16 protein-coding genes and 3 pseudogenes are annotated in these 24,901 nt (G+C 70.4%); 11 read left to right on the top strand and 8 right to left on the bottom strand.

The genetic code is table 11. The annotated features are described in order from the left end of the window. Positions 1 to 241: 241 nt before the first annotated feature. The 8 genes and pseudogenes from JSY14_RS02150 to cobA all read left to right on the top strand — a co-directional run bounded on the left by JSY14_RS02150 (position 242) and on the right by cobA (position 11,265). A pseudogene (locus tag JSY14_RS02150) lies at positions 242 to 1,980 on the top strand (nitrite/sulfite reductase). Continuing rightward, positions 1,977 to 2,876, top strand: coding sequence for a phosphoadenylyl-sulfate reductase (locus JSY14_RS02155; RefSeq protein ID WP_259557119.1), 900 nt, complete (start codon positions 1,977 to 1,979; stop codon positions 2,874 to 2,876). The pseudogene JSY14_RS02150 and the gene JSY14_RS02155 overlap by 4 nt, the downstream one beginning before the upstream one ends. Next, the gene (gene cysD, locus JSY14_RS02160) at positions 2,873 to 3,859 is read left to right on the top strand and encodes a sulfate adenylyltransferase subunit CysD (protein WP_259557120.1); all 987 of its coding nucleotides are present in this window, start codon (positions 2,873 to 2,875) and stop codon (positions 3,857 to 3,859) included. Before JSY14_RS02155 ends, cysD begins: the two co-directional genes overlap by 4 nt. Further along, positions 3,859 to 5,175 (top strand): sulfate adenylyltransferase subunit 1, encoded by a 1,317-nt coding sequence (locus JSY14_RS02165; protein ID WP_259557121.1) that lies wholly within the window; start codon positions 3,859 to 3,861, stop codon positions 5,173 to 5,175. The genes cysD and JSY14_RS02165 overlap by 1 nt, the downstream gene beginning before the upstream one ends. 14 nt (positions 5,176 to 5,189) lie before the next feature. Then, a complete protein-coding gene (locus JSY14_RS02170) occupies positions 5,190 to 6,149 on the top strand; it encodes a sulfite exporter TauE/SafE family protein (protein ID WP_259557122.1) in 960 nt (319 codons plus the stop codon). A 130-nt stretch (positions 6,150 to 6,279) separates the two neighbouring features. Beyond that, positions 6,280 to 8,895 (top strand): nitrite reductase large subunit NirB, encoded by a 2,616-nt coding sequence (gene nirB / locus JSY14_RS02175; RefSeq protein ID WP_259557123.1) that lies wholly within the window; start codon positions 6,280 to 6,282, stop codon positions 8,893 to 8,895. Between the two features lie 52 nt (positions 8,896 to 8,947). Further along, on the top strand, positions 8,948 to 9,430 hold the full coding sequence (locus JSY14_RS02180) for a nitrite reductase (NAD(P)H) small subunit (RefSeq protein WP_259557124.1): 483 nt from the start codon (positions 8,948 to 8,950) through the stop codon (positions 9,428 to 9,430). Continuing rightward, positions 9,427 to 11,265, top strand: a complete 1,839-nt coding sequence (gene cobA / locus JSY14_RS02185) for a uroporphyrinogen-III C-methyltransferase (protein ID WP_259557125.1) — start codon at positions 9,427 to 9,429, stop codon at positions 11,263 to 11,265. The genes JSY14_RS02180 and cobA overlap by 4 nt, the downstream gene beginning before the upstream one ends. An 8-nt stretch (positions 11,266 to 11,273) precedes the next feature. Here cobA and JSY14_RS02190 read toward each other — a convergent pair whose 3' ends face one another. The 4 genes from JSY14_RS02190 to JSY14_RS02205 form a co-directional block, all read right to left on the bottom strand. Further along, complete coding sequence (locus tag JSY14_RS02190; RefSeq protein ID WP_259557126.1) at positions 11,274 to 11,933, bottom strand: cation diffusion facilitator family transporter; 660 nt, start codon at positions 11,931 to 11,933, stop codon at positions 11,274 to 11,276. A 336-nt stretch (positions 11,934 to 12,269) separates the two neighbouring features. Then, positions 12,270 to 13,727, bottom strand: a complete 1,458-nt coding sequence (locus tag JSY14_RS02195; RefSeq protein ID WP_259557127.1) for an HNH endonuclease signature motif containing protein — start codon at positions 13,725 to 13,727, stop codon at positions 12,270 to 12,272. A 309-nt stretch (positions 13,728 to 14,036) separates the two neighbouring features. Further along, positions 14,037 to 15,869: a dihydroxy-acid dehydratase gene (gene ilvD / locus JSY14_RS02200; RefSeq protein WP_259557128.1), complete on the bottom strand. Its 1,833-nt coding sequence runs from the start codon at positions 15,867 to 15,869 to the stop codon at positions 14,037 to 14,039. 220 nt (positions 15,870 to 16,089) lie between these two features. Further along, entirely contained in the window at positions 16,090 to 17,700 is a 1,611-nt protein-coding gene (locus tag JSY14_RS02205; RefSeq protein WP_259557129.1) for an alanine/glycine:cation symporter family protein, read from the bottom strand. Between the two features lie 97 nt (positions 17,701 to 17,797). Between JSY14_RS02205 and JSY14_RS12500 the strand changes: the two are divergent. Continuing rightward, positions 17,798 to 18,621, top strand: a pseudogene (locus JSY14_RS12500) (IS5 family transposase); the annotation flags it as partial. 297 nt (positions 18,622 to 18,918) lie between these two features. Continuing rightward, positions 18,919 to 19,533 carry a DUF6642 family protein gene (locus JSY14_RS02215; RefSeq protein ID WP_259557131.1) on the top strand — a complete coding sequence of 205 codons (615 nt, stop codon included), beginning with the start codon at positions 18,919 to 18,921 and terminating at the stop codon, positions 19,531 to 19,533. A 348-nt stretch (positions 19,534 to 19,881) separates the two neighbouring features. On the opposite strand, the pseudogene JSY14_RS12505 reads toward JSY14_RS02215, so the two are convergent. The 4 genes and pseudogenes from JSY14_RS12505 to gatC form a co-directional block, all read right to left on the bottom strand. After that, positions 19,882 to 20,746 (bottom strand): annotated as a pseudogene (locus JSY14_RS12505) (IS5 family transposase). 458 nt (positions 20,747 to 21,204) lie between these two features. Beyond that, positions 21,205 to 22,713 carry an Asp-tRNA(Asn)/Glu-tRNA(Gln) amidotransferase subunit GatB gene (gene gatB / locus JSY14_RS02230; RefSeq protein WP_259557134.1) on the bottom strand — a complete coding sequence of 503 codons (1,509 nt, stop codon included), beginning with the start codon at positions 22,711 to 22,713 and terminating at the stop codon, positions 21,205 to 21,207. Then, positions 22,710 to 24,224 (bottom strand): Asp-tRNA(Asn)/Glu-tRNA(Gln) amidotransferase subunit GatA, encoded by a 1,515-nt coding sequence (gatA, locus tag JSY14_RS02235; protein WP_259557135.1) that lies wholly within the window; start codon positions 24,222 to 24,224, stop codon positions 22,710 to 22,712. The genes gatB and gatA overlap by 4 nt, the downstream gene beginning before the upstream one ends. A gap of 2 nt (positions 24,225 to 24,226) precedes the next feature. After that, complete coding sequence (gene gatC / locus JSY14_RS02240) at positions 24,227 to 24,523, bottom strand: Asp-tRNA(Asn)/Glu-tRNA(Gln) amidotransferase subunit GatC (protein WP_259557136.1); 297 nt, start codon at positions 24,521 to 24,523, stop codon at positions 24,227 to 24,229. 121 nt (positions 24,524 to 24,644) lie between these two features. Between gatC and JSY14_RS02245 the strand changes: the two genes are divergently transcribed. Next, on the top strand, positions 24,645 to 24,896 hold the full coding sequence (locus tag JSY14_RS02245) for a hypothetical protein (protein ID WP_259557137.1): 252 nt from the start codon (positions 24,645 to 24,647) through the stop codon (positions 24,894 to 24,896). Positions 24,897 to 24,901 lie beyond the last annotated feature (5 nt).

Raw genomic sequence — 24,901 nt, forward strand, 5'->3', positions numbered from 1 at the left:
CCCCCGGCCCGGTGGGCTGACGAGGGGTGCGCGGAGACGTCTCGATCGACGAACGGGCGTCAGCCGCGCTCACCAATGACGAGTACGAGGATCTCCATGGCGAGGACTGTAGCGCGCCTCACGCTCGGGAGGTGCTGAGTCCACGGAGTGAGACAGCCCCTGCGGCCCTGCCGCGCCACCGCCCGTTCACATACCGTTCTAAGAACTTGTAAGGCGCATCCATAGTTGTCATTATGGCTGGGTGCAGACGACGACTTCCTCCCCGTCCTCGGCACGGCCCGACCGACAGGACCGTGCCGCGGTGCGCCCCTCGCGCCGCGGCGGACCCCAGGGCCAGTGGCGAGTGGACGGCCACGATCCCCTGAACGACAACGAACGGCTCAAGGCCGCCGGCGGGGGCTCGAGGTCCGGGAGCGGATCGAGAGCACCTACGCCCACGAGGGCTTCGGGGCGATCCCGGCCGACGACCTCCACACCCGCTTCCGCTGGTGGGGCCTCTACACCCAGCGGCGCCCCGGCATCGACGGCGGACGCACGGCCCAGCTCGACCAGGACGAACTCAGCGACGAGCACTTCATGCTGCGGGTGCGCATCGACGGCGGCGCCCTGAGCACGGACCAGCTGCGCGAGGTCGGTGAGATCTCCCGTCGGTACGGGCGCGACACCGCAGACCTCACCGACCGGCAGAACATCCAGCTGCACTGGGTGCGGGTGGAGGACGTCCCGGAGATCTGGCGGCGCCTCGAGGCCGTGGGCCTGTCGACCACCGAAGCCTGTGGCGACACCCCGCGGGTGATCCTCGGCTCCCCCGTCGCCGGGATCGCCGCCGACGAGATCATCGACCCCACGCCCGTCATCACGGAGATCACCGACCGTTTCCTCGGTGACCCCTCGCTGGCGAACCTCCCGCGGAAGTTCAAGAGCGCGATCACTGGCCACCCCTCCCTCGACGTGGTCCACGAGATCAACGACATCTCACTGGTGGGCGTGGTGCATCCGCAGCTCGGCCCCGGGTACGACCTGTGGGTCGGCGGCGCCCTGTCCACCGCACCCCGCCTCGGGGAGCGCCTGGGCGCCTTCGTCCGCCCGGAGGAGGCGGCGGACGTCTGGCACGGCGTGATCCGCATCTTCCGTGACTATGGATTCCGGCGCCTGCGCACCAAGGCCCGCCTGAAGTTCCTGCTGGCCGATTGGGGCACGGAGCGTTTCCGTCAGGTGCTCGAGAAGGAATACCTCGGCCATGCCCTGCCCGACGGCCCGCCACCCGCCCCGGCGCCGCGCTCCGGCGACCACGTCGGTGTGCACGAGCAGCGCGACGGCCGCGTGTACGTGGGCCTGTCCCCCGTCGTCGGCCGGGTCAGCGGCAGCCGGCTGGTGGAACTGGCGCGGATGGCGGAGGCCGCCGGGTCGCGGCGGGTGCGCCTGACCCCGTACCAGAAGGTGCTGGTGCTCGATGTCGACCCGGCGCGGGCGGAGGAGCTGGTGGAGTCCGCACGCGGCATCGACCTGGAGGCGCGCCCCTCGAGTTGGCGGCGCGGCACCATCGCCTGCACCGGACTGGAGTTCTGCAAGCTCGCGATCGTGGAGACGAAGGCCCTGGCGACGGAGGTGGTCGACGAGCTGGAGCGTCGGCTGGCCGATCTGGAGCCCCAGCTGGGCACCCCCCTCACCCTGCATGTGAACGGCTGCCCGAACTCCTGTGCACGACTGCAGACCGCCGACATCGGTCTGAAGGGGCAGATCGTGACCACCCAGGACGGCACCCAGGTGCCGGGTTTCCAGGTGCACCTCGGCGGGTCGCTCGCCGGAACGGGGCATGATGCCGGAGGGTTGGGACGCACCCTGCGTCGCCACAAGGTGCCGGCGAGCGAGCTCGTCGACTACGTGGAGAGGGTGACCCGCCGCTACCTGGATCAGCGCGACGAGGCCGAGACCTTCTCGGCCTGGGTGCAGCGCGCCGAGGAGGAGGATCTGCGATGACCGATGTCCGTGTCGCTCGGGCCGAGCGCCTGCAGGCTCTCGCCGAGGAGGCCGCGGAACACTTCCGGGCCCGCGAAGGGGAGGTCTCCCCGGAGGAGCTGGCCCAGGAGATCAGTGTGTGGGCGGCGGAAACCTTCGGGGATCGGCTCGCGGTCGCGTGCTCGATGGCGGATGCGACGCTGCCGCATGTTGTCGCGCAGCACGCCCCCGGGGTCGATGTGCTGTTCCTGGAGACCGGGTACCACTTCCCGGAGACCCTCACCACCCGGGACGCGGTGGCGCAGGCGCTGCCGGTGCATGTGGTGGATGTGTCGGCCCCGCAGAGTGTGCCGGAGCAGGACGCGGAGCACGGGCCGCAGCTGTGGGCCCGCGACCCGGGACTGTGCTGCGCCCTGCGGAAGGTGGCGCCGCTGCGCGGCGCGCTCGCCGGGTATGACGCGTGGGTGACCGGGGTGCGTCGCGACGAGGGCCCGACCCGCGCGCAGACGCCACTGGTGACCTGGGACGAGGGATTCGGCCTGGTGAAGATCAACCCGCTGGCGCTGTGGACCTTCGACGAGGTGATGGCGTATTCGCGCCGACACGGTCTGCCGGAGAATCCGCTGCTGCAGCAGGGGTATCCGTCGATCGGCTGCGCGCCGTGCACCCAGAGGGTCGCACCGGGTGCCGATCCGCGGTCGGGGCGCTGGGCCGGTTTCGAGAAGACCGAGTGCGGCCTCCACCCGGGCACCGACGGCGGCAGTCACGAGCTGGCCGAGGACGCTCCTGCCACGGCCGGGTCGGTGCGCGCCCTGGACCTCCCGTCCCTGCGACACGGGGCCACCGATCGCCGAGCGGAGGTCAGCCCGACCGACGCGACCCCTGTTTCCGAGACCTCGAAGGAGACTCGCGCATGACGGCCATCACGTCCGACTCCACCGCATCCGACATCCCGATCGAGACCGCACCGCACACTGCGGCGTCCGCCGACTCGCTACCGGCGACCGTGGAGCCGTCGGTGCTGGATGCCCTGGAGGCGGAGGCGATCCACATCCTGCGGGAGTCGGTGGCGGAGCTGGAGCGACCCGTCATGCTGTTCTCCGGTGGCAAGGACTCCGTGGTGATGCTGAACCTGGCGGCGAAGGCGCTGTGGCCCGGCCGTATCCCGTTCCCGGTGCTGCATGTCGACACCGGGCACAACTTCCCCGAGGTCCTCGCGTTCCGCGACGCCACCGTCGAGCGTCTGGGCGTGGAGCTGCGGGTCGCCCGCGTGCAGGACTACATCGACGACGGCCGCCTGCAGGAGCGACCGGACGGCACCCGCAATCCGCTGCAGACCCTGCCGTTGCTGGACGCCATCGAAGAGGGCCGTTTCGACGGCGTCTTCGGCGGCGGCCGCCGCGACGAGGACAAGGCCCGTGCCAAGGAGCGTGTGGTGTCGCTGCGCAGCGCCTTCGGCCAGTGGGATCCGAAGAACCAGCGCCCCGAGCTGTGGCGCCTGTACAACACGCGGCACCGTCCCGGGGAGCACGTGCGGATCTTCCCCCTGTCGAACTGGACGGAGCTCGACGTATGGCGGTACATCGAACGGGAGGGCATCGAGCTGCCGAGCCTCTACTACGCCCACGAGCGGGACGTGTTCGAACGCGACGGCATGCTGCTGAGCCCCGGCCCGTGGACGACGCCCCGCCGCGGCGAGGAGGTCACCACCCGCACGGTCCGCTACCGCACCGTCGGGGACATGTCCTGCACGGGCGCCGTGCCGTCGGAGGCCCGTACCGTCGCCGATGTGGTGGCGGAGGTCGCCGCCTCCACCATCACCGAGCGGGGCGCCACCCGCGCCGACGACCGCCTCTCCGAGGCCGCCATGGAGGACCGCAAGAAGGAGGGGTACTTCTGATGACCACGAACACCGCGGAACGCGACACCGTGACCACGAGCAGTCCCGGGCTGCTGCGTATCGCCACCGCCGGCAGCGTCGACGACGGCAAATCGACCCTGCTGGGCCGCCTCCTGCACGACACCAAGTCGGTGTTCGCCGATCAGCTGGCGGCTGTGGAGGCGGTGAGCCGCCAGCGCGGGTGGCAGGGTGAGCTGGCCGACCTCGCGCTGCTCACCGACGGACTGCGGGCCGAGCGCGAGCAGGGCATCACCATCGATGTGGCCCATCGATACTTCGCCACCCCCACGCGGTCCTTCGTCCTGGCCGACACCCCCGGGCATGTGCAGTACACCCGGAACATGGTCACCGGGGCCTCCACCGCCGATGTGGTGGTGTTGCTGGTCGATGCCCGTCACGGCGTGGTGGAGCAGACCCGGCGTCACCTCGCGGTGACGGCGCTGCTGCGGGTGCCGCAGGTGGTCGTGACGGTCAACAAGATCGACCTGGTCGAGGACGCCGAGGACGTCCTGGCGACCATCGCAGGGAACCTGCGCGACGCTGCGACGGCCCTCGGCGTGGACACTCCGCACGTGGTGCCGATCTCCGCGCTCCACGGCGACAACGTGGTGACGCGCTCCGAGCGCACCCCCTGGTACGACGGTCCGACGCTCCTGGAGCTGCTGGAATCCCTGCCGCCGCGCACCGCCCAGGGCGAGCGGCCTCTGCGGCTGCCGGTGCAGCTGGTGATCCGCCCGCAGCACGGGGCGGTCGACCCGTCGCTCGTGGACTACCGCGCCTACGCGGGACTCATCTCCTCCGGCACCGTGCGCGTCGGGGATGAGGTGGAGGTCGCCGCGAGCGGGCTGCGCAGCCGTGTCACCGGCATCGACGTCGGCCCCGAGGCGCGGCAGGAGGCGAGCGCCGGGGAGTCCGTCTCGCTGCGGCTGGCCGACCAGCTGGACATCTCCCGCGGCGACCTGCTGGCCGCCGCCGGCACCGCCCCGCAGGCCCGTGACGAGATCCAGCTGGTGCTGGCGCACCTGGCCGAGGATCCCCTGCGGCCCGGAGCGCGTGTGCTCGTCAAGCACGGCACCCGCCCCGTGCAGGCACGGGTGCTGGAGATCGATCAACGCCTGGACATCGAGCGACTCGAGGTGGTGCCCGCCGAGGAGGCGACGTTGAACGACCTGGTGCGGGCGCGACTGCTGCTCGCCGAGCCGCTGCCGGTGGAGGACTACGCCGTGGATCGCGACGGCGGGGCCCTGCTGGTGATCGATCCGGCCTCCGGCCGGACCCTCGACGCCGGCATGGTCGGCTCTGCGCTGCGTGCCTGAGAGGCGAGCCTGAGATGCGTCCGGAGCTGCTGGTCATCGGCCTGGCCGGTTTCCTCGCCCAGCTGGTCGACGGCTCCCTCGGGATGGGATACGGCGTCAGCGCGTCGTCGATCCTTCTGGCGGCCGGGACGGCGCCCGCGGCGGTGAGTGCGTCGGTGAACCTGGCGCAGGTCGGCACCACCCTCGCCTCCGGGGTGAGTCACTGGCGGGCCGACAACGTGGACCTGCGGGTGCTGCCGTGGCTGGCGGTGCCGGGCATGATCGGCGGTCTCACCGGGGCCCTGCTGCTCAGTGTCCTGCCGATGACGTTGGCGGGCCCGGTGATGGCCGCGGTCCTGACGCTGCTGGGGCTCTCGGTGCTGTGGCGCTTCGTGCGGCTCCCCGACCGCGCTCAGACCGGTCCCGCCGACACCGATCGCGCTCCCGACGATCTCCACCGCGCCCCCGCCCGCACCGCGATGCCCTCCCGTCTCGCCCTAGTGCCGCTCGCGCTCGTCGGCGGCACCCTCACCGGCTGCGGCGGCGGGGGCTGGGGTCCCGTGGTCACCTCCACCCTGCTCTCCCGTGGCACGGCTCCCCGGACGACCATCGGGTCGGTGTCGGCGGCGGAGTTCGCCGTCACCGTCGGGGCGTCGTCGGGGTTCCTCCTGGGTCTCGGCCTCGGCGCGGTCTCCGTCGGCCCCGTCCTGGCGCTGTTGATCGGCGGCGCCGTGGCCGCGCCGATCGCCGCACGTGTGGCTGGCCGTCTGCCGGCCCGTCTACTGGGCCTGGCCGTGGGGGCGATGGTACTTGTCCTCAATGTGCCTCGGTTGCTGCAGGCTGTCGGCGTGCTGCACGCGCCGATCGTCGCAGTGCAGGGGATCCTGGCGGGCAGTCTGCTGGTCGGCGTTCTGCTCGCCGTCGCCGCGCTGCATCTGCAGCGGGCACGCCCCGCGGGGCGTTCGTCCCTGGGTTCCGTGCCGGACCTCCCCTAGGCTCAGGGGTCGAACCGTCCCCGAGACCACAGATGCGGAGTCCCGTTATGACCTCCCCTACCTCCCCCTCGTCCCGGCCGGTGCCGCCTCCCTGCTGGAGGGCGCCCATCTGGTGATCGTCGGCGGCGGCATGACCGGCCACCGCGTCGTCGCCCGGCTCCTGGCGCAGGATCCCGAGGGTGACTGGCGCGTCACCGTGATCGGTGAGGAGCCGGAGCGGCCCTACGATCGCGTGCACCTGTCGAACCGGATCGGCGGGGCCTCCCGGGAGTCGCTGCACCTGGACGTCGCGGTGTGGGACGACCCCCGCGTCGAGCTCATCACCGGGGATGCCGTGGAGCGCATCGACCGCGACGCCCACGCCGTGGTGACCGCCTCCGGCCGCACCGTCAGCTACGACCAGCTGGTGCTCGCCACGGGTTCCTGGGCCTGGATGCCGCGCGCCGAGGGCACGGACCTGCCGGGCGTGTTCACCTACCGCACCCTCGATGACCTCGACCGTCTCACCGAATGGGTGCGGCTGCGCGGTGAGGCCCTGGGCCGGCAGGTCCGCGGCGTCGTCGTCGGCGGTGGTGTGCTGGGACTCGAGGCCGCCGCGGCCCTGAAGAAGCTCGGGGCGGCCGTCACCGTCGTCGAGTTCGCCGACCGTCTCATGGCGGTGCAGCTGGACCAGGGCGGTGGCGAGATGCTGCGCCTGCTCATCGAGGACGAGGGCATGGGGGTGCGCACCGGCGTCGGAGCCTCCCGATTCCTGCCCGCCGGGGACGGCTCCCTCGGCGCCGCAGAGCTCACCGACGGCTCCACCCTCGACGCCGATGTGGTGGTGTTCTCCACCGGCATCCGTCCCCGCGACCGCCTCGCCCGCGAGGCCGGACTGGCGATCGCCGAACGCGGCGGTGTGATCGTCGGCGACTCCTGCCAGACCTCCGACCCGACCATCTGGGCCGTCGGCGAATGCGCCAGCTACGAGGGGGTGTGCGCGGGCCTGATCGCCCCCGGCAACGACATGGCCGACGTAGTCGTCGATCGTCTGCTGGGTGGCACCCGCAGCCATCACCGCGCCGAGGACGGCACCAAACTGAAGGCGGTCGGGGTGGATGCCGCCGCCTTTGGCGACGTCAATGCCGTCTCCCCCGGCGCCCTCGAGGTGTCGTTCGTTGACCCCGTGAACCGGCAGTACCGGAAGCTGGTGATGTCCGACGACGCGAAGACCCTGCTGGGCGGCGTGTTCGTCGGCGACATCGAGCTGTACTCGCAGCTGCGGCCCTTGAGCGGCCGCGAGCTCGGCGCCGACCCCTCGGCGATCATCTCTCCCGCGGGCGGTGGCGTCGCGCTCGACACCGAACTGCCCGACGACGCCGTCGTCTGCTCCTGCAACAACGTCGACGCCGGCACCGTGCGGAGCGCCGTGACCGAGCACGGATGCACGACCCTGAGTGAGGTGAAGGCCTGCACCAAGGCCGGCACCGTCTGCGGCTCCTGTGTGCCGACCGTGACCAAACTGCTCAACGCCCAGCTGGAGAAGAGCGGCATCGCCGTGTCGAAGGCTCTGTGCGAGCACTTCCCGATGCCCCGCGCCGAGCTGTTCAAGCTGGTCGAGGACGGTGGCCAGGAGACCTTCACCGAGGTCGTTTCCGCCTTCGGTCACGGCCGCGGCTGCGCCGTGTGCCGCCCGACAGTCGCTTCGATCCTCGCCTCGCTGGGGGCGATCACGGGGCGCCGCCACAACCCGGTGGGTCGTCAGCTGGGCGCCCTGCAGGACACCAACGACTTCGTGATGGCGAACATCCAGAAGGACGGCACCTACTCGGTGATCCCGGCGATGCCCGCCGGGGAGGTCACCGCGGAGGGCCTGATGGTGATCGCGCAGGTCGCGAAGGACTACGGCCTGTACGTGAAGCTCAACGGTGCCCAGCGAATCGGCCTGTTCGGGGCGCGGCTGGAGCAGCTGCCGGAGATTTGGGAGCGTCTGGTCGACGCCGGCTTCCAGTCCGGTCATGCCTACGGCAAGTCACTGCGCATGGTGAAGGCGTGTCTGGGCACCAACTGGTGCCGCTTCGGCGTGCAGGATTCGACGACGATGGCGGTTGCCCTGGAGAAGCGGTACCGCGGTCTGCGGTCACCGCACAAGATCAAGATCTCCGTCTCCGGCTGCGCCCGCGAGTGCGCCGAGGCGCAGGCCAAGGACGTCGGCGTCATTGCCACCTCCAAGGGCTGGAACCTGTATGTCGGCGGAAACGGCGGTGCGCAGCCCGCGCACGGCAAGCTGCTGATGGAGAACCTCGACGACACGAACCTGGTCAAGTGCATCGACCGGTTCCTCATGCTGTACGTGCGTGAGGCCGACAAACTGCAGCGCACGGCCCGCTGGGTGGAGGAGTTCCCCGGCGGCATCGATGAGCTGCGGCGGATCATCGTCGACGACTCCCGCGGCATCGGCGAACAGCTGGAGGCCGATATGCAGCGCCACGCCGACTCGTACGTGGACGAGTGGGCCGAGGCGGTGCGGGATCCGGAGCGGCGGGCGAAGTTCGTCTCGTTCGTCAACGCACCCGATCAGCACGACCCCGACCTGGCGTATGTGCCGGAGCGCGGTCAGGTGCGACCGGCGACGTCGGCCGACGCCGTCTCGTACCCGACGCTGCTGGAGGCGCGCGTCCACGCGGGTATGGCCGCCGGCACCGTGGAGCCCGAGCCCGGGGACGATCCCGTCGTCGCTGCCCAGCCCGGCCGGAGTGGCCGCTGATAACCCGCCGCCGGCGCACACAGACTCACACTGGAAGGACCACCTGAGGATCATGGCCACCACCGAGATGATCGCCATCTGCCCCCTGTCGGCGCTGAGCGTGGACCGCGGCGCCGCTGCCCTTCTGCCCGACGGCACCCAGATCGGGGTGTTCCTGCTGGAGGACGGCAGCGTCCATGCGATCCAGCAGCGTGACCCGTATTCGGGGGCGAACATCCTCTCCCGCGGCCTCGTCGGGACCCACGAGGTGCGGGCGGACGACGGCACCGTGGAGACGGTGCGGACGATCGCCTCCCCGATGTACAAGCAGGTGTGGAACCTCGACACCGGCGAGGTGATCGACGCGGGGGGCAAGCAGCCGCAGGCGATCGCGGTGTTCGATGCCGAAGAGCGGGACGGCCACCTGTATGTCGCGAGCTCTCCGCATGCGGCGACGGACGCAGCCGCCCCGGCGACCGGCGACGCCACCCCGGAGACGGCTGCGGCGCTTCCCACGACGGGTCGGGCCGCAACCCCTGAGCGGGCGGAGGCGTGATCGAGCCGAGCAAGGCACCGAGCAGCGGCTTGCCCGGTCCTCAGCTGTCCGACGCACGTCTCGAGCCGGGTTCGGTCGCTCTCGTCGGCGGCGGGCCGGGGGCCCTCGACCTGATCACGGTGCGCGGCCTGGCACTGCTGCGCCAGTCCGATGCCGTGGTGGTGGACCGTCTGGGGCCGACGGGTCTGGTGGATCTCCTGGATGACCCCGAGGTGCACCCGGTCGGGAAGGCACCCGGCCGGCACACCCTCTCGCAGCGTGAGATCGGGGAGCTGCTGGTACGCCTGGCCCGGGAGGGCAAGCGGGTGGTGCGGTTGAAGGGCGGGGACCCGTTCGTGCTGGGCCGCGGCGGCGAGGAGGTCCTGGCGTGCCGGGAGGCCGGGGTGCCGGTGCAGGTGGTACCCGGGGTGACCTCGGCGATCGCCGGACCGGCCGCGGCGGGGATCCCCGTGACGCATCGTGGGTCGGCCGTGGCGGTGCATGTCGTCAATGCCCACGGTGATCTGGGGCCGGCGGATCTCGCCGCCCTGCGGGATCCCGGCACCACCACCGTGTTGATGATGGGCGTGGAATGGCTGCCACGGTTGATGGCGCAGGCGACGCTGAACGGCATCGACCCAGCGACCCCGGCGGCTGTGGTGCAGTCGGCCACACTCCCGGAGCAGCGCAGCGTGCAGGGGACGGTCGGGACGATCGCCCAGGTCGCGCAGGACGCCGGGATCGTCTCCCCCGCGGTGATCGTCATCGGACGCACCGCCCAGGCGGGTTTCCTCGAGACGGGCGCTGAGAGGTCGGCCGCCCGGGGTGCCGAGGAGCCGGCCTCCCGAGGTGCCGGACGCGACCAGTTGCCGGCACCCCAGGACCCGGTGGGGACAGAGGAGGACAGGGCAGCCACTGCCGCGGCCGCCGGGCAGCCCGCTGCCGCGTCGGCCGGGTCGCCCACCGGCGGATCGCCCACCGGTCCGTTGCCCGCCGCGTCGCCCGCCGGCTCTCCCACCGGTCCGATGCCCACCGGTTCGATGCCCGCCGGGTCGCTGTCGGCTGGGTCGCTGTCGGCTGGGTCGCCCGGCGCGACGCAGCCCGCCGGCTCGCTGCCCGCCGCCTCGCACTCCCGCCGCGTGCCGACCCTCATCGGGTGCGCTCACGGGACGCGCGCCCGAGCCGGCCGGGACGTGGTGCGGCAGCTGCTCGGCATGGTGTCAACCCTGGTGGACGCCCCGGTGCGGGAGGCCTTCGTGGACGTCCAAGCACCGGCGGTGGCCGACGTCGTCGACGACCTCGCCGAACCCAGCCGCTCCACTCGCGATGAGTCAGATCCGATGTGCGTGGTGGTGCCGGTGCTGCTGTCGACCGGATACCACGTGCGGCATGACATCGCCTCGGCGGTCGCGGGTCGTGCCGCGACGGCGACCGGACCGCTGGGTCCGGATCCGCGCCTTGCCCGGGTGATGGCCGAGCGGCTGCGGGAGGCCGGCTGGACCGGAGATGCCCCACTGGTGATGGCCGCCGCGGGCTCCAGCGACCCCGCCGGTGTGGCGATGGTCGAACAGCAGCGGGACCTTCTGGCGCAGGAGCTGGGTGTCTCCCCGGAGTCGATCGTCATCGGGTACGCCGCGGCGGCCTCCCCGGACGTCGCGACCGCGGTGGCGCAGGCCCGGGGGCGCGGGCCCGTTGCCGGGGGATCCGTGGCGGTGGCGTCGTACATGCTCGCGCCGGGTCATTTCCAGCGTGTGGTCGAGGAGTCCGGGGCTGAGGTGGTGGCCGCGCCCTTGGGTGCGCATCCTCTGGTCGCGGAGATCGTCGCCGAGCGGTACCTGTCGGCGATCGGCAGCTGACGGTCCCGTCAGAGCTCCAGCTCGGGGTTCTCCTCCCGAGCCTCCGTGAACACCTCGCGGGCGGCGCCAAGGTTGATCACGGTCAGGATCAGTCCCACGATCACGTCCGGCAGTGGCGAGATCCAGGCGAGCGTCACGAGGCCCGCCGCGATGATGAGGACATTCCCCAGGGCGTCGTTGCGGGCGGCCAACCAGGCACCGCGTCCGAGGGTGCCATGACCGCTGCGCAGCCGCACCAGGAGCACCGCGCAGACGAGGTTGATCACCAACGCGAACACCCCGGTGCCGGTGAGGGCCCACGGCTCAGGGGCCTCCCATCGGACCAGTCGCCAGATCGCCACACCGAGAGCGGCGAGCGCCGGCAACAGGATCAGACCGGCCAGCGCGTAGGACGCCTTCCGGCGTGCCGCCACGGGCCACATCGTCGCGAACAGCACCAGCACGTTGATCAGGACGTCCTCGAGGAAGTCGGCGGCATCGGCCAGCAGCGAGGCCGATCCGATGCGCAGGCCGATCACCGCCTCGACGATCAACCCGATCAGATTCAGGGCGGCCACGATCGCGACCAGCTGTCGCATGGGCCGCGTCAGGTCCCGGGAGGTGATCTCGGCATCGATCTCCGCGGCGGGGGCGGAAGCCGGGGCGGTGGGGGTGTCGTCCTGAGTCACTCGTCCAGGATGGCACGGCCGTCCGCTCGGGCGGCACCGCCCACCGGCCATCGGCCACCGGCACCACCCACCGGCCGTCGGCCACCGGCCACCGGGCGGATCATCGCACGCTGTCGGCCGACGGCTATCAGCCACCGGCCGGATCATCGCGCGCCGCTCCCCGACCGGATCACGGTGGCGGACCCGGGGGTGGTTCCGTCGCGTCGCACTCGGCGGAAGGGGGGCTGTCCGGCGGCAGGGGCGGTGCAGGCCCCGCGTCCGCTGTGGCGGGGTTCGGCGGGGGGTCTTCCTGGGTGCCGCAGGCACCTTCGGCATCGCGGATGCCGGGCGATGAGGTCAGCATCCCGGGCCGGGACGGGGCACGCTGCGGTAGAGATGGCCTGTCGGGGTGCGCAGCAACATTTCACCCCCGGCACCGCGCTTCGTGGTGAGCTGCTGCTCCCACCCCGGCAGTTCCAGCACGTGGTTCAGGCGCTCGCACACCCCGATCCCGTTGTCGATGGAGGTGGTCCCTCCCTCGCTGTAGCGCTTGACGTGATCGACGTGGCGTATGGGGGCGTCGCACCAGGGGCCGCGGCACGCTTGGTCGCGGGTATGGATGAACGTGCGCACACTGCCGGCGAAGGCACGCCGCGTGGTGTCGAGGTTCTGGAGGTCGCCCGTCGTCCCGTCCGTGTACAGGCGGCGGATCCACCGCAGGCTCGATTCCGGCTCGGCATCGGTGCACGAACCGTCCGTGCAGTCGCGCAGGTCCGAACGGCACCCCAGTGCGAGGTGCCGTGCCACGCGGCCGGGGACCGGGTGGCCGTCGAGCAGGGCGGTGTCCTCACCGCCGCCGAGCAGCGTCGTGTCTGTCATGAGCAACTGGATCTCGATCGGGGGCGTCCCACCGGCCGGAACTCCCGTGACTCGCTCGACGAGGGTGTCGGCCATGACCGCTCCCTTGCCGCGTTCATCCCCGGCAGCACGGGCAGAGGCCGCCGCACGGGTGAGGGCCGCGTAGGCAGCGACCCCATCCACGGTGGGCAACAGCGCGGAGAGCCGCATCATGCCCTCACCGGCGGGTCGCTGAGTCACGGACCGTTGCGCGGTGTTGCGCCGCACCCGCTCGACCGCTGCCTGAGGATCCAGACGGTCGGCGATCGCTCGCGCCGACCGACCGGCGGCGCGTGGAGTGAGGTCCGGCAAGAGGTCGGCGAGCTCGGCGTCGACCCGGGCCCGATCCTCGTCGTCGAGGACCAGCACGGACCGGGCCACCTCCTCGGCGGCCCAGCTGGAGATCCGGCCCTCGCTGAGATGGGTGAAGGTCCGGGGAAGCGAATCGACGATCACACGGCGCAGCGCGAGCTGGTTCCCTGCCGAGACCGGTGAGGCGTGTTTCGCCAGGCCGATCTCGTGACCGACACCCGATCCGGCGCGTGAGCGCTCGACCCCATGGTCCTGGTCGGAGCGCACGCGCCGTGCGCGCAGCTCCACTTCGAGACGTGACTGCAGACCGTCCAGCGCGTTCTTGGTCCGTTCGATCCGCCCGATGGCCGTGATCAGATCAGCATCCGGCACATGCCGGGGCACGTGGGCGTCAGCGATTCCGCGCTGCGGATCGGCATCCAGCACGTCCTGGATCTGGGAGAAGATCCGATCCAGACGGCGGACCACAGCGGACGGGATGCCCGACGAGGTGCCTGACGCGGTGCCCGAGGGGTTGCCCACGGGGTTGCTTGACGCCCCGAACGAGCGGGGTCGGGGCGTGCGTGCACACTGCTCACCGCCCCCGGCTCCTTCGAGGATCGTCATCGGGCGCCTCCTGTCCCACCTCACGCAACAGTGTCGAACACCTGTTCGATACCGTCACCGTAGAGCAGCGGCCCGACACACGACACCGATCACGCCGACTGTGGAGAACCGCGCCTGGGGAGGAACGGCCGCGATCGGTGCACCGCGACGGGGAGGGTGGGTTGAGGCCGGAGAAGCGCCCCCGGCACGAACGGCCGCGCTCGTGCACCGCGCCCGGGAGGGCGGGTTGCGGTTGGAGAACCGCACCCGGGGAGGAAGGGCCGGGCCCGGTGACCGCGCCGAAGAATGGTGAGCTGAGCGCGGCTGTCCTCAGTCCAGCGGTCGACGCGTGGCGCCGTAGGTCGCCGAGCGCACCAGATGCGCGTACACCTTCAACGCCTGACTGACCTGCCGATCACGCGTCTCCGGCCGCCAGGGCAGCGGCCCCTTGGCGGCACGACGTCGCTCGAGCTCGGCCTCGGGCACCTCCAGCTGCAGCAGGCGCCTGTCGACGTCCAGGACGATGCGGTCACCGTCCTCCACCAACCCGATGAGACCACCCTCGGCCGCCTCGGGGGAGATGTGCCCGATGGACACGCCGCTGGTGCCGCCGGAGAAGCGGCCGTCGGTGATGAGCGCACAATCCCGTCCCAGACCCCGCCCCTTGAGGAACGACGTCGGGTACAGCATCTCCTGCATCCCGGGCCCACCCTGGGGGCCCTCGTACCGGATCACCACCACATCCCCGGCCTTCACCGTCTTGTCGAGGATCTTCTGCACGGCCTCCTCCTGGGAGTCGCACACGACGGCGGTGCCCTCGAAGTGGAAGAGGTCCTCGGTGATCCCGGCAGTCTTGATGACGCAGCCGTCCTCGGCGAGGTTGCCGCGCAGCACGCACAGGCCGCCGTCCTTGGTGTGGGCGAACGGGACCGCACGGATCACACCGCCCTCGGCGTCGGTGTCCAGCTCCTCCCAGGTGTTCTCGGTCGAGAAGGCCTGGGTGGTGCGGACACCACCGGGGGCGGCGTGGAACAGGGCATCCGCCTGCGCGGTCGCCCTGCCGCCGCGCACATCCCAATCGGCGAGCCAGCTGGCGAGATCCGGGGAGTGCACCGAATGCACCGAGTGGTCCAGCAGCCCCGCCCGGTCCAGTTCCCCGAGGATGGCGGGGATGCCGCCGGCGCGATGGACGTCCTCGATATGGGCGGTGCCGTTCGGTGCGACCTTCGTCAGACACGGCACGGACCGTGAGAGGCGGTCGATGTCGTCCAGGCCGAAGTCGACCTCCCCCTCGATCGCGGCGGCGAGGATGTGCAGCACCGTGTTGGTGGAGCCGCCCATCGCCACATCCAGACTCATGGCGTTGGTGAACGCCGCCTTGGTGGCGATGCTGCGGGGCAGCACCGAGTCGTCGTCCTCGTCGTAGTACCGGCGGGCCAGCTCGACGATCGTGCGTCCGGCGTCGAGGAACAGCTGCTTGCGGAAGGCGTGCGTGGCGAGAGTCGTCCCGTTGCCGGGCAGCGACAGGCCCAGCGCCTCGGTGAGGCAGTTCATCGAATTGGCGGTGAACATGCCCGAGCAGGATCCGCAGGTCGGGCAGGCACTGTCCTCGATCTCGGCGAGCTGCGAGTCGGTGACGGAGTCATCGGCGGACTGGATGATGGCGTCGATCAGGTCCAGCCGGTGCTCGACGACGCCGTTGACGGGCTTCCCGGACTCCATCGGACCGCCGGAGACGAAGACCACGGGGATGTTCAGGCGCATGGCGGCCATGAGCATGCCCGGGGTGATCTTGTCGCAGTTGGAGATGCACACCAGCGCATCAGCGCAGTGGGCATTGACCATGTACTCCACCGAGTCGGCGATCACGTCACGGCTCGGCAGCGAGTACAGCATGCCGCCGTGCCCCATGGCGATGCCGTCGTCGACCGCGATGGTGTTGAATTCCCGGGCGATGCCGCCCGCCTCCTGGACCGCCCCGGCGACCAGGTCCCCCATGTTCTTCAGATGGACATGGCCGGGCACGAACTGCGTGTAGGAGTTCGCGATCGCGATGATCGGCTTGCCGAAGTCCGAGGACTCCATGCCGGTGGCGCGCCACAGGGCGCGCGCGCCGGCCATGTTGCGGCCATGCGTGGAGGTGCGGGAACGGAGCTGAGGCATGCCCGCAAGTCTACGCGGCGCCCGCGATCCGAGACAGAAGACTCAGGATGCGGATGCCGCGAGGCCGGGGCCGAGGGCCCGGCGCTCAGGGGTCAGGTCGAAGGCCCCGGCGCTCAGATCTCCCGACGGTGACGGCCGCGGGTCTCCCCGTCGTCCAGCGCCTCACGGGCCGAGAGCACCGGCTCGTAACGCTCCAGCGGTCGGCCGGCACCGTCGACGATCACGCCGTCCTCGTCGATCCGGTAGAGCCCTCCTCGTTCACGAGGCGGCCCTGGTCGTCCACCAGTCGACCCTGATCGTCCAGTTGGCGGCCGAGTTCGTCGTGGTGGCTCCAGTTCTCGTCGGCACCGAGGGTGCGGCGCAGTTCCTGCAGACGCTCCGCCTCCTCATGATCGGCCCGCTCGGCCTGCTCCACCTGCTGCGGGGTCGGGTCGTGGCTTCCGATGCCGACGCACAGATCCTCCGGCACCTCCTCCACGGTGCCGACCTCCACGCGCGTGCGGTGGCGCAGGATCTCCAGCCGCAGCACCTTCGCCAGGAAGTAGATGCCCAGCAGGTTCGGCACCGACATGAGGAAGAACATCGCATCGGAGAACGCGATCACGGCGTCCAGCGTGATGGAGGCGCCGACGATGACCGCCAGCACCCACAGGATGCGGAAACCGAGGGTGACGCCCCGAGAGTCGCCGAACAGGAAGCGGGCGTTCAGTTCGCCGTAGTAGGCGTACGACAGGACCGTCGAGAAGCCGAACAGGACCACCGCGACCGTCAGCAGCACCGGGAACCACCCGGTCACGGTGCCGAAGGCCCGCGCGGTCATGGCGATACCGTCGGAATCCGCCCCCGCTCCCTCGAACACCCCCGTCACGGTGATCGCCAGGGCGGTCAGGGTGCAGACGATGACGGAGTCGACCAGCGGCTCCCACATCGCGGCGAATCCCTCGGTGGAGGGGGACTTGGTCTTGGAGGCGGAGTGCGCCATGCCGGCGGAGCCGATGCCCGCCGCGTTGGAGAACGGGGCTCGCTGGATGCCGGCGACGGCCACGCCGATGACGCCACCGGTCACGCCGGCCCCGGTGAAGGCTCCCTGTACGATCGCGGCCGCGGCCCCGGGGATCGCCGGGGCGTTGAGCACCAGGATCGTGAGGATGCAGGCGACGTAGAGCACGGCCATCGCCGGGGTGATGCACGCGGTCCACCGAGCGATCTGGGTGACGCCGCCGAGGATCACGATCGCCGCCAGTGCCGCCATCACCAGGCCGATGATCCAGCGGTTGCCGTCGAGGAAGGAGCGCCCGGAGGAGTCGACGACGATCGCCGCCACCTGGTTCGCCTGGAAGAGATTGCCCGCGCCGAACACGCCGACCACGGCCGTGATCGCGTAGATCGGCGCGAGCACCCGACCGAGCTTCGGGAAGCCGATGGAGGCGAGCCCGTCGCGCAGGTACAGCTGGGGGCCGCCGACGGTGCTGCCGTCCTCCCGGACGGTGCGGTACATGACACCGAGGGTGGCCTCCGCCATCTTCACGCTCATGGCGAGCAGGCCGAACAGGGCGATCCACAGGGCCGCGCCGGGGCCGCCGACGCCGATCGCCACGGCCACACCGGCGATGTTGCCCAGCCCCACGGTGCCCGACAGCTCCGTGGAGAGGGCCTGGAAGGTGGAGACCTGGCCGGGGTCGGTCTTCGCGGTGTAGCGTCCGCGGATCACATCGATGGAGTGCTTCAGGCCGGTGATCGGCTGGAAGCGCAGCCACACGGTGAGGAAGATGGCCGCCGCCATCAGCCACAGCACGATGACCGGGATCCCGCCGAACAGCGGGATCTCCACGAAGACGACGGCGCTGAGCCAGTCGGCTACCGGGCCGAAATACTTCTAGGCCGTGTTGCTAAATGCTGGTTCGGGGCCTTCGGGTGATCCTTGAGGCGTGTCGCGAGGTGTCATCACGGACGGGGTCTGGGAGCTGATCCGGGACGTGTTCCCGCCGGTGAGGACACGGGGCCGTCCTCCGGTGGATCGGCGCACGGTGGTCGAGGCGACCGCGTGGCGGTTCCGCACGGGATCGGCGTGGCGAGACCTGCCCGATCGGTTCGGGAGCTGGAACACGATCTACAAGAACTTCCGGCGGTGGGCGAGCGACGGCGTCTGGGAGGACTTGCTCACCCATGTGCAGAAGCGGGCGTCGCTTCAGGGTGAGATCGACTGGGTCGTGTCGGTGGATTCCTCGATCGCGCGTGTCCATCAGCATGGCGCGACCCTGTCCCGGGTCACAGGGGGATCCGTCGAACGACAAGAAGTCCGGGCCGGAGCCTCCTGACCACGCGATCGGCCGGTCGCGGGGTGGTTTGACGACGAAGATCCATCTCGTCTGCGACGGGAAGGCCCGGGCGCTGGCGTTCGTCCTCACTGGCGGGCAGGTCGCAGACACGAGCATGTTCACCTGCGTACTCGACGAGATCCACATCCCCGGCCGAGGACCTGTGGGCACGAGGCCGGATCGGGTGCTCGCGGACAAGGACTACCCCGTCGAAGAAGAACCGGGCCTGGCTGCGCGAGCGCGGCGTCAAGGCCACGATCCCCGAACGGGGCGACCAGATCGCTCACCGTCGCAAGCGTCCGGGCCGTCCGATCGACTTCGGCGATGAGCAGCGGGAGCGTTACAAGGGCCGCAACGTCGTCGAGCGGTGCTTCAACTTCGTGAAGCAGTGGCGAGGACTCGCTTCCCGCTACGACAAGACCGCCCGGTCATACGGGCTCTTCGCCGTGACCTCCGCCGAGTCGGACTGCGACGGCTCCTTTGACGTGAATGTCATCGACCTTTGCGACAACGTCGCCGAGGTGGGACCATGGGACGTGCTCGCCGCCGCGTCCCGCGTCCATGAACGTGTCGACAACGTAATGACCTCATACAGCTAACCGGCCGAGGGGAGCGGGTCGAGCCGATGCGCCGCGGCGGGGAATACGCTGACAGCGTTCCCGAGACTGCCGAGAAATGTCGGTCCTGACCGATATCGTGAGCTCAAAGATCATCATCGAGGAGTCGACAACATGCGCGAGGATCTACCCGGTATTTTCTGTCTCGAAGGTGAGTGGGATTGCGACATCACGCGCCGTCTCAGCGTTCGCCCTGTGTTGGAGCTCCTCGAGCATCTTGAGGTGGCTCAGTGGGTCCACCGCGACGTGGCGACCCGCGCCGAGTTCACCTACTACCTCGGCAAGTGGGTGTCCGAAGACTACGACGATTTCGGTGTGCTCTGGCTGGCGATGCACGGCGACTCCGCCGCACTGTCGTTGAGCGGGGACGAGGACGGCGATATCGAGCTGGATGAGCTCGAAGAGATGTTGAAGGGGGCGTGTGCAGGCAAGGTCATCTACTTCGATTCCTGCTCGACGTTGAAGGAGGATCCCAAGCGGCTCCAGCAGTTCGCGAGGCGCACGGGCGCCCGTGCGGTCATCGGATACCGCAAGGACGTCGGCTGGGCTGAGGCTGCCGCATTCGAGCTCCTCCTGCTTCAGGAGCTCGTCACCCGCGTGAGGTCGAACGGCATCTTCAAGCGACTCCAGGATGATCACCCGGTGCTCGCGAAGCGGCTCGGGCTCGTCGTCGCGACGAAGAACGACGTCTACCGGACGGCACTGCGTAGCTCCGGGACCTCGTCATGAGGGAGAAGCCCCCTCGGGAAGCGAAGAACCCAGACAAGGCACCGAGTGGTGGCTTCGGCGCTACGGGCGCGCCGAGGGTCACCCCTGTTCTGGAACCGATGAGATTGCTGTCCGCCGCGGGGGCCGCGTTCGCGCTGATGCCTGTCCCCGTTCTCTCCGAGGATGAGGGACTCCTCGTCGACATAGAGCTGCTCTCCCCGGGTCGGCGTGTCCGGTATCTCGCCCGACGGCTCTCGCCAGGGACCGTCCGCCTACTGATCGATGCTCTGATCAATGTTGCGGTGGAGCCACATCCGGAACTCACCGTCCCGGCGGTGCAGGACGACGTTGCTGGCCTAGGCCGTGTTGCTAAATCCATTGCAAGGCGGCGGAGAGGCAGAGCCCCGCCGCGTATGACCGGGCGGTCTTGTCGTAGCGGGAAGCGAGTCCTCGCCACTGCTTCACGAAGTTGAAGCACCGCTCGACGACGTTGCGGCCCTTGTAACGCTCCCGCTGCTCATCGCCGAAGTCGATCGGGCGGCCCGGACGCTTGCGGCGGTGAGCGATCTGGTCGCCCCGTTCGGGGATCGTGGCCTTGACGCCGCGCTCGCGCAGCCAGGCCCGGTTCTTCTTCGACGGGTAGCCCTTGTCCGCGAGCACCCGATCCGGTCTCGTGCGCACAGGCCCTCGGCCGGGGACGTGGATCTCGTCGAGTACGCAGGTGAACATGCTCGTGTCTGCGACCTGCCCGCCGGTGAGGACGAACGCCAGCGCCCGGGCCTTCCCGTCGCAGACGAGATGGATCTTCGTCGTCAAACCACCCCGTGACCGGCCGATCGCGTGGTCAGGAGGCTCCGGCCCGGACTTCTTGTCGTTCGATGGATCCCCCTGTGACCCGGGGCAAGGTCGCGCCATGCTGATGGACACGCGCGATCGAGGAATCCACCGACACGACCCAGTCGATCTCGCCAGCGAGCGACGCCCGCTTCTGCACGTGGGTGAGCAGGTCCTCCCAGACGCCGTCGCTCGCCCACCGGCGGAAGTTCTTGTAGATCGTGTTCCAGCTCCCGAACCGGTCGGGGAGGTCTCGCCACGCCGATCCCGTGCGGAACCGCCACGCGGTCGCCTCGACCACTGTGCGCCGATCCACCGGAGGACGGCCCCGTGTCCTCACCGGCGGGAACACGTCCCGGATCAGCTCCCAGACCTCGTCCGTGATGACATCTCGCGACACGCCTCAAGGATCACCCGAAGGCCCCGAACCAGCATTTAGCAACACGGCCTAGATGACGGCATCGATCTGTCCCATCTCTCAGAGCGCCTCTCACAGGGGTGGCGGCCCACGCCTTCCGCACCCGACGGCGGGCAAACGGTCCGACTGTAACGAGTGGGTGCCCCCGCCCGGGCGACGCGCAGGCGACCCCCACAAGGGACATGAGAGGGCCCGCACACGACGTGGCACATGTATCGCGCCTGGTCAGCTCAGCAAAGGCACATCGACCGCGTCCGTGTGCGCAGGTCGGTTGCCACGGCCCTCCCGTCGTCCGGATGTAACCGACTGGTCACCGGGAGTGTGGTCGGTCTCTCGTCCAGAAGCGCCGGACGGCCGACGGGGGCGGGGCATCGTGGATGCCCCGCCCCCGTCGGCCGTGTCGGAGGGTCAGTGTGTCGCACAGCCGGCCGTGAGAGGCCTCAGCCCTCGACGCCGAGCTTCTCCAGGATGATCTCGCGCACGCGGGCGGCGTCGGCCTGCCCGCGGGTCGCCTTCATGATCGGACCGATCAGCGCACCGATCGCCTGCACCTTCCCGCCCTGGATCTTCGCGACCACATCGGGGTTCTCGGCCAGGGCCTGATCGACGGCGGCGGTGAGCACCGAATCGTCGGAGACCACGGCCAGACCGTCTCGCTCGACGATCTGCGCCGGATCACCCTGGCCCTCGAGCACCTGGCCGAGGACCTTCTTGGCGATCTTGTCGTTGATCTTCTTGCCGTCCACGAGGCCCTGCAGCTCCGCGACCTGCGCCGGGGTGACGGGCAGGGCGTCGAGGTCCGCCTCGCGCTCCTTGGCGGTCCGGGCGAGCTCACCGGTCCACCACTTGCGGGCGGCGTTCGGGGCGGCGCCAGCGGCGACGGTCTGCTCGATGAGGTCGAGGGCACCGGCGTTCAGCACGTCGCGCATCTCGAGCTCCGAGAAGCCCCACTCCCCCAGCAGACGGCGGCGGCGAGCGGCCGGCAGCTCCGGCAGGGAGGCACGCAGTTCCTCCACCCACTCGCGGCTCGGCGCCACCGGCACCAGATCGGGCTCGGGGAAATAGCGATAGTCCTCGGCATCGGACTTCACGCGCCCGGAGCTGGTGCTGCCGTCCTCCTCGTGGAAGTGCCGGGTCTCCTGCAGCACAGGCTGCCCCGCGTCGAGCACCGCCGCATGGCGGGAGATCTCGTACCGCACGGTCCTCTCGATGGAGCGGAAGGAGTTGACGTTCTTCGTCTCGGTGCGAGTGCCCAGCGGAGCCTCCGGCGAGGGCCGCAGGGACACATTGATGTCGGCTCGGACGTTGCCGCGCTCCATGCGTGCCTCCGACACGTCGAGCGCACGGAAGATGTCCCGCAGGGTGCGCACATACGCCGCGGCGACCTCCGGAGCACGGGCCCCCGTGCCGACGATCGGCTTGGTGACGATCTCCACCAGCGGCACGCCCGCACGGTTGTAGTCGACCTGCGAATACGTGGCGCCGTGGATGCGCCCGCCGGCGCCACCGACATGCGTGTTCTTGCCGGCGTCCTCCTCCATGTGGGCGCGCTCGATCTCCACGCGGACGATCTCCCCGTCCTCCAGCTCGACGTCGAGCCAGCCGTCGTAGGCGATCGGCTCGTCGTACTGCGAGGTCTGGAAGTTCTTGGTGAGATCCGGGTAGAAGTACTGCTTGCGCGCGAAGCGGCAGGACTCCGCGATCTGGCAGTTCAGCGCGAGGCCGATCTTGATCGCGTACTCCACGGCCTTCTCGTTGACCACCGGCAGGGTGCCGGGCAGCCCGAGGGACACCGGGGTGATGGCGGTGTTCGGCTCAGACGCGAACACGTTCGGGGCGCCGTCGAACATCTTGGTGGCCGTGCCCAGCTCGACGTGGACCTCGATGCCGAGGACCGGGTCATAGCGGGTGACGGCGTCGTCGTAGTCGACGAGGGCGTCGGTGCTCATCGGGCCGCTCCTTCCTGCAGCTGCGGGGCGCGGTCCAGCAGCGGGCCGCCCCAGCGCTCCTCCAGCAGCGCCTCCAGGGCGCCGCCGACGTGGTAGAGACGGGCGTCCTCCCTCGCGGGGGCGAGGAACTGGATGCCCGCGGGCAGATCATCCTCCGCGAGACCCGACGGCAGGGAGATGCCCGGCACCCCGGCGAGGTTCGCGGGGATGGTGGCGATGTCGTTGAGGTACATCGCCAGCGGGTCGGAGGCCTTCTCGCCGAACCGGAAGGCGACCGTCGGCGCGGTCGGGGACGCGAGCACATCGACCGATGCGAAGGCGGCGGCGAAGTCGCGCTGCACCAGGGTGCGGACCTTCTGGGCACTGCCGTAGTAGGCGTCGTAATACCCGGCGGACAGCGCGTAGGTGCCCAGCAGGATGCGGCGCTTCACCTCGGCGCCGAAGCCCTGACCGCGGGTGGCCTTCATGACGGCCTCGGCGGTGGCGGTGCCCTCCGGCACCACCCGCAGGCCATAGCGCATGCCGTCGAACTTCGCCAGGTTGCTGGAGGCCTCCGACGGCATGATCAGGTAGTACGCCCCCAGGGCGTAGCGGAAGTTCGGGCAGCTGACCCGGATGATCTCGGCGCCCTGCTGCTCGAGCAGCGCGAGGGACTCCTCGAAGCGGGCCTTGACCTGCGGATCGAATCCGTCGCCCTCGAGCTCCTCAATCACACCGATGCGCAGACCGGCGACATCGCGACGGCGGGCCGCGTCGGCGAGACCCGTGAGGGGTTCGGGCAGGGAGGTCGAGTCGCGGTGGTCGTGACCGCCGATGACCTCCTGCAGCAGGGCGGCGTCCTCGACGGTGCGGGTCACGGGACCGGCCTGGTCGAGGGAGCTCGCCATCGCGATGAGGCCGTAGCGGGAGACGCCGCCGTAGGTGGGCTTCACACCGACGGTGCCGGTGACGGCCGCAGGTTGACGGATGGAGCCACCGGTGTCGGTGCCGATCGCCAGCGGGGCCTCGAAGGCGCCGACCGCCGCGGCACTGCCGCCGCCGGATCCGCCGGGGATGCGGTCGCGGCCCCAGGGGTTGCGGGTGATGCCGAAGGCGCTGGTCTCGGTGGAGGAGCCCATGGCGAACTCGTCCATGTTGGTCTTGCCGAGGATCGGCAGACGGGCCGCACGCAGGTGCTCGACGAGCGTCGCGTCGTACGGAGGGACCCAGCCCTCGAGCATGCGGGAGCCGGCGGTGGTCGGCAGACCCTTGGTGACGACGACGTCCTTCACCGCGACCGGCACACCGGCCAGCGGATGGAGGTCCTCCCCGCGGCGGCGGGCCTCGTCGACGGAGCGCGCAGTGGCGAGGGCACCGTCGGCGTCGACGTGCAGGAACGCGTTCAGGTCGCCGTCCACGGCCGCGATGCGGTCCAGGTGGGCGCGGGTAAGCTCCTCGGCGGAGACCTCCCCGGCGGTGAGGGCCGCGGACTGCGCGGCGGCGGAGCGACGGATCAGATCGGTGTCGGTCATGGTCACTCCTCCCCCAGGATCTGCGGCACGGCGAAGCGGCCGTCCTCCGCGGCGGGGGCGCCGGCGAGGGCGTCCTCCTGGGACAGGGTCTCGGTGACCTCGTCCTTGCGGAACACGTTGGTCAGGGGCAGGGGATGTGACGTCGCGGGGACATCCTCGGTGGCGACCTCGGAGACCGCGGCGACAGCGTCCATGATGGCGTCGAACTCCCCGGCGTACCGGGTGATCTCGTCGTCCGTGAGCTGGATCCGCGCGAGGTCGGCGAGGCGTGCGACGTCGTCTCGTCCGATCGAAGGCATGGCTCCCAGTCTAGGCGTGCGGGGTGCGGGAGGTGGACGCGGGATGCCGCCGTGGACGCCGGGTGCGGGGGCCTGCCCCGTAGACTGCGCAGGACGATCCCCGAGCCAGAGGAGCGCCGCCATGAGCGTGGACCCGCACATCGACTACCTCTCCCACGATCCCGAGGACGGCGACACGCCCTCGGACAACCCGGAGATCCGCAAGGTCCAGGAGCTCGAGAAGCGCATGCGAGAGGCTCTGGCCACCAAGGACAACCCGATGCACGACAACGAGCGCACGATCGACCGCCTGCGCCGCTCCGGGTTCGACGACCCGATCGAGGATGCGGCGGACGATGCCCAGGACGAGGCGGGCGCGGGCGACGCCCGCTGACCCTG

The organism is Brachybacterium sillae (genome assembly GCF_025028335.1).
Taxonomy (GTDB): domain Bacteria; phylum Actinomycetota; class Actinomycetes; order Actinomycetales; family Dermabacteraceae; genus Brachybacterium; species Brachybacterium sillae.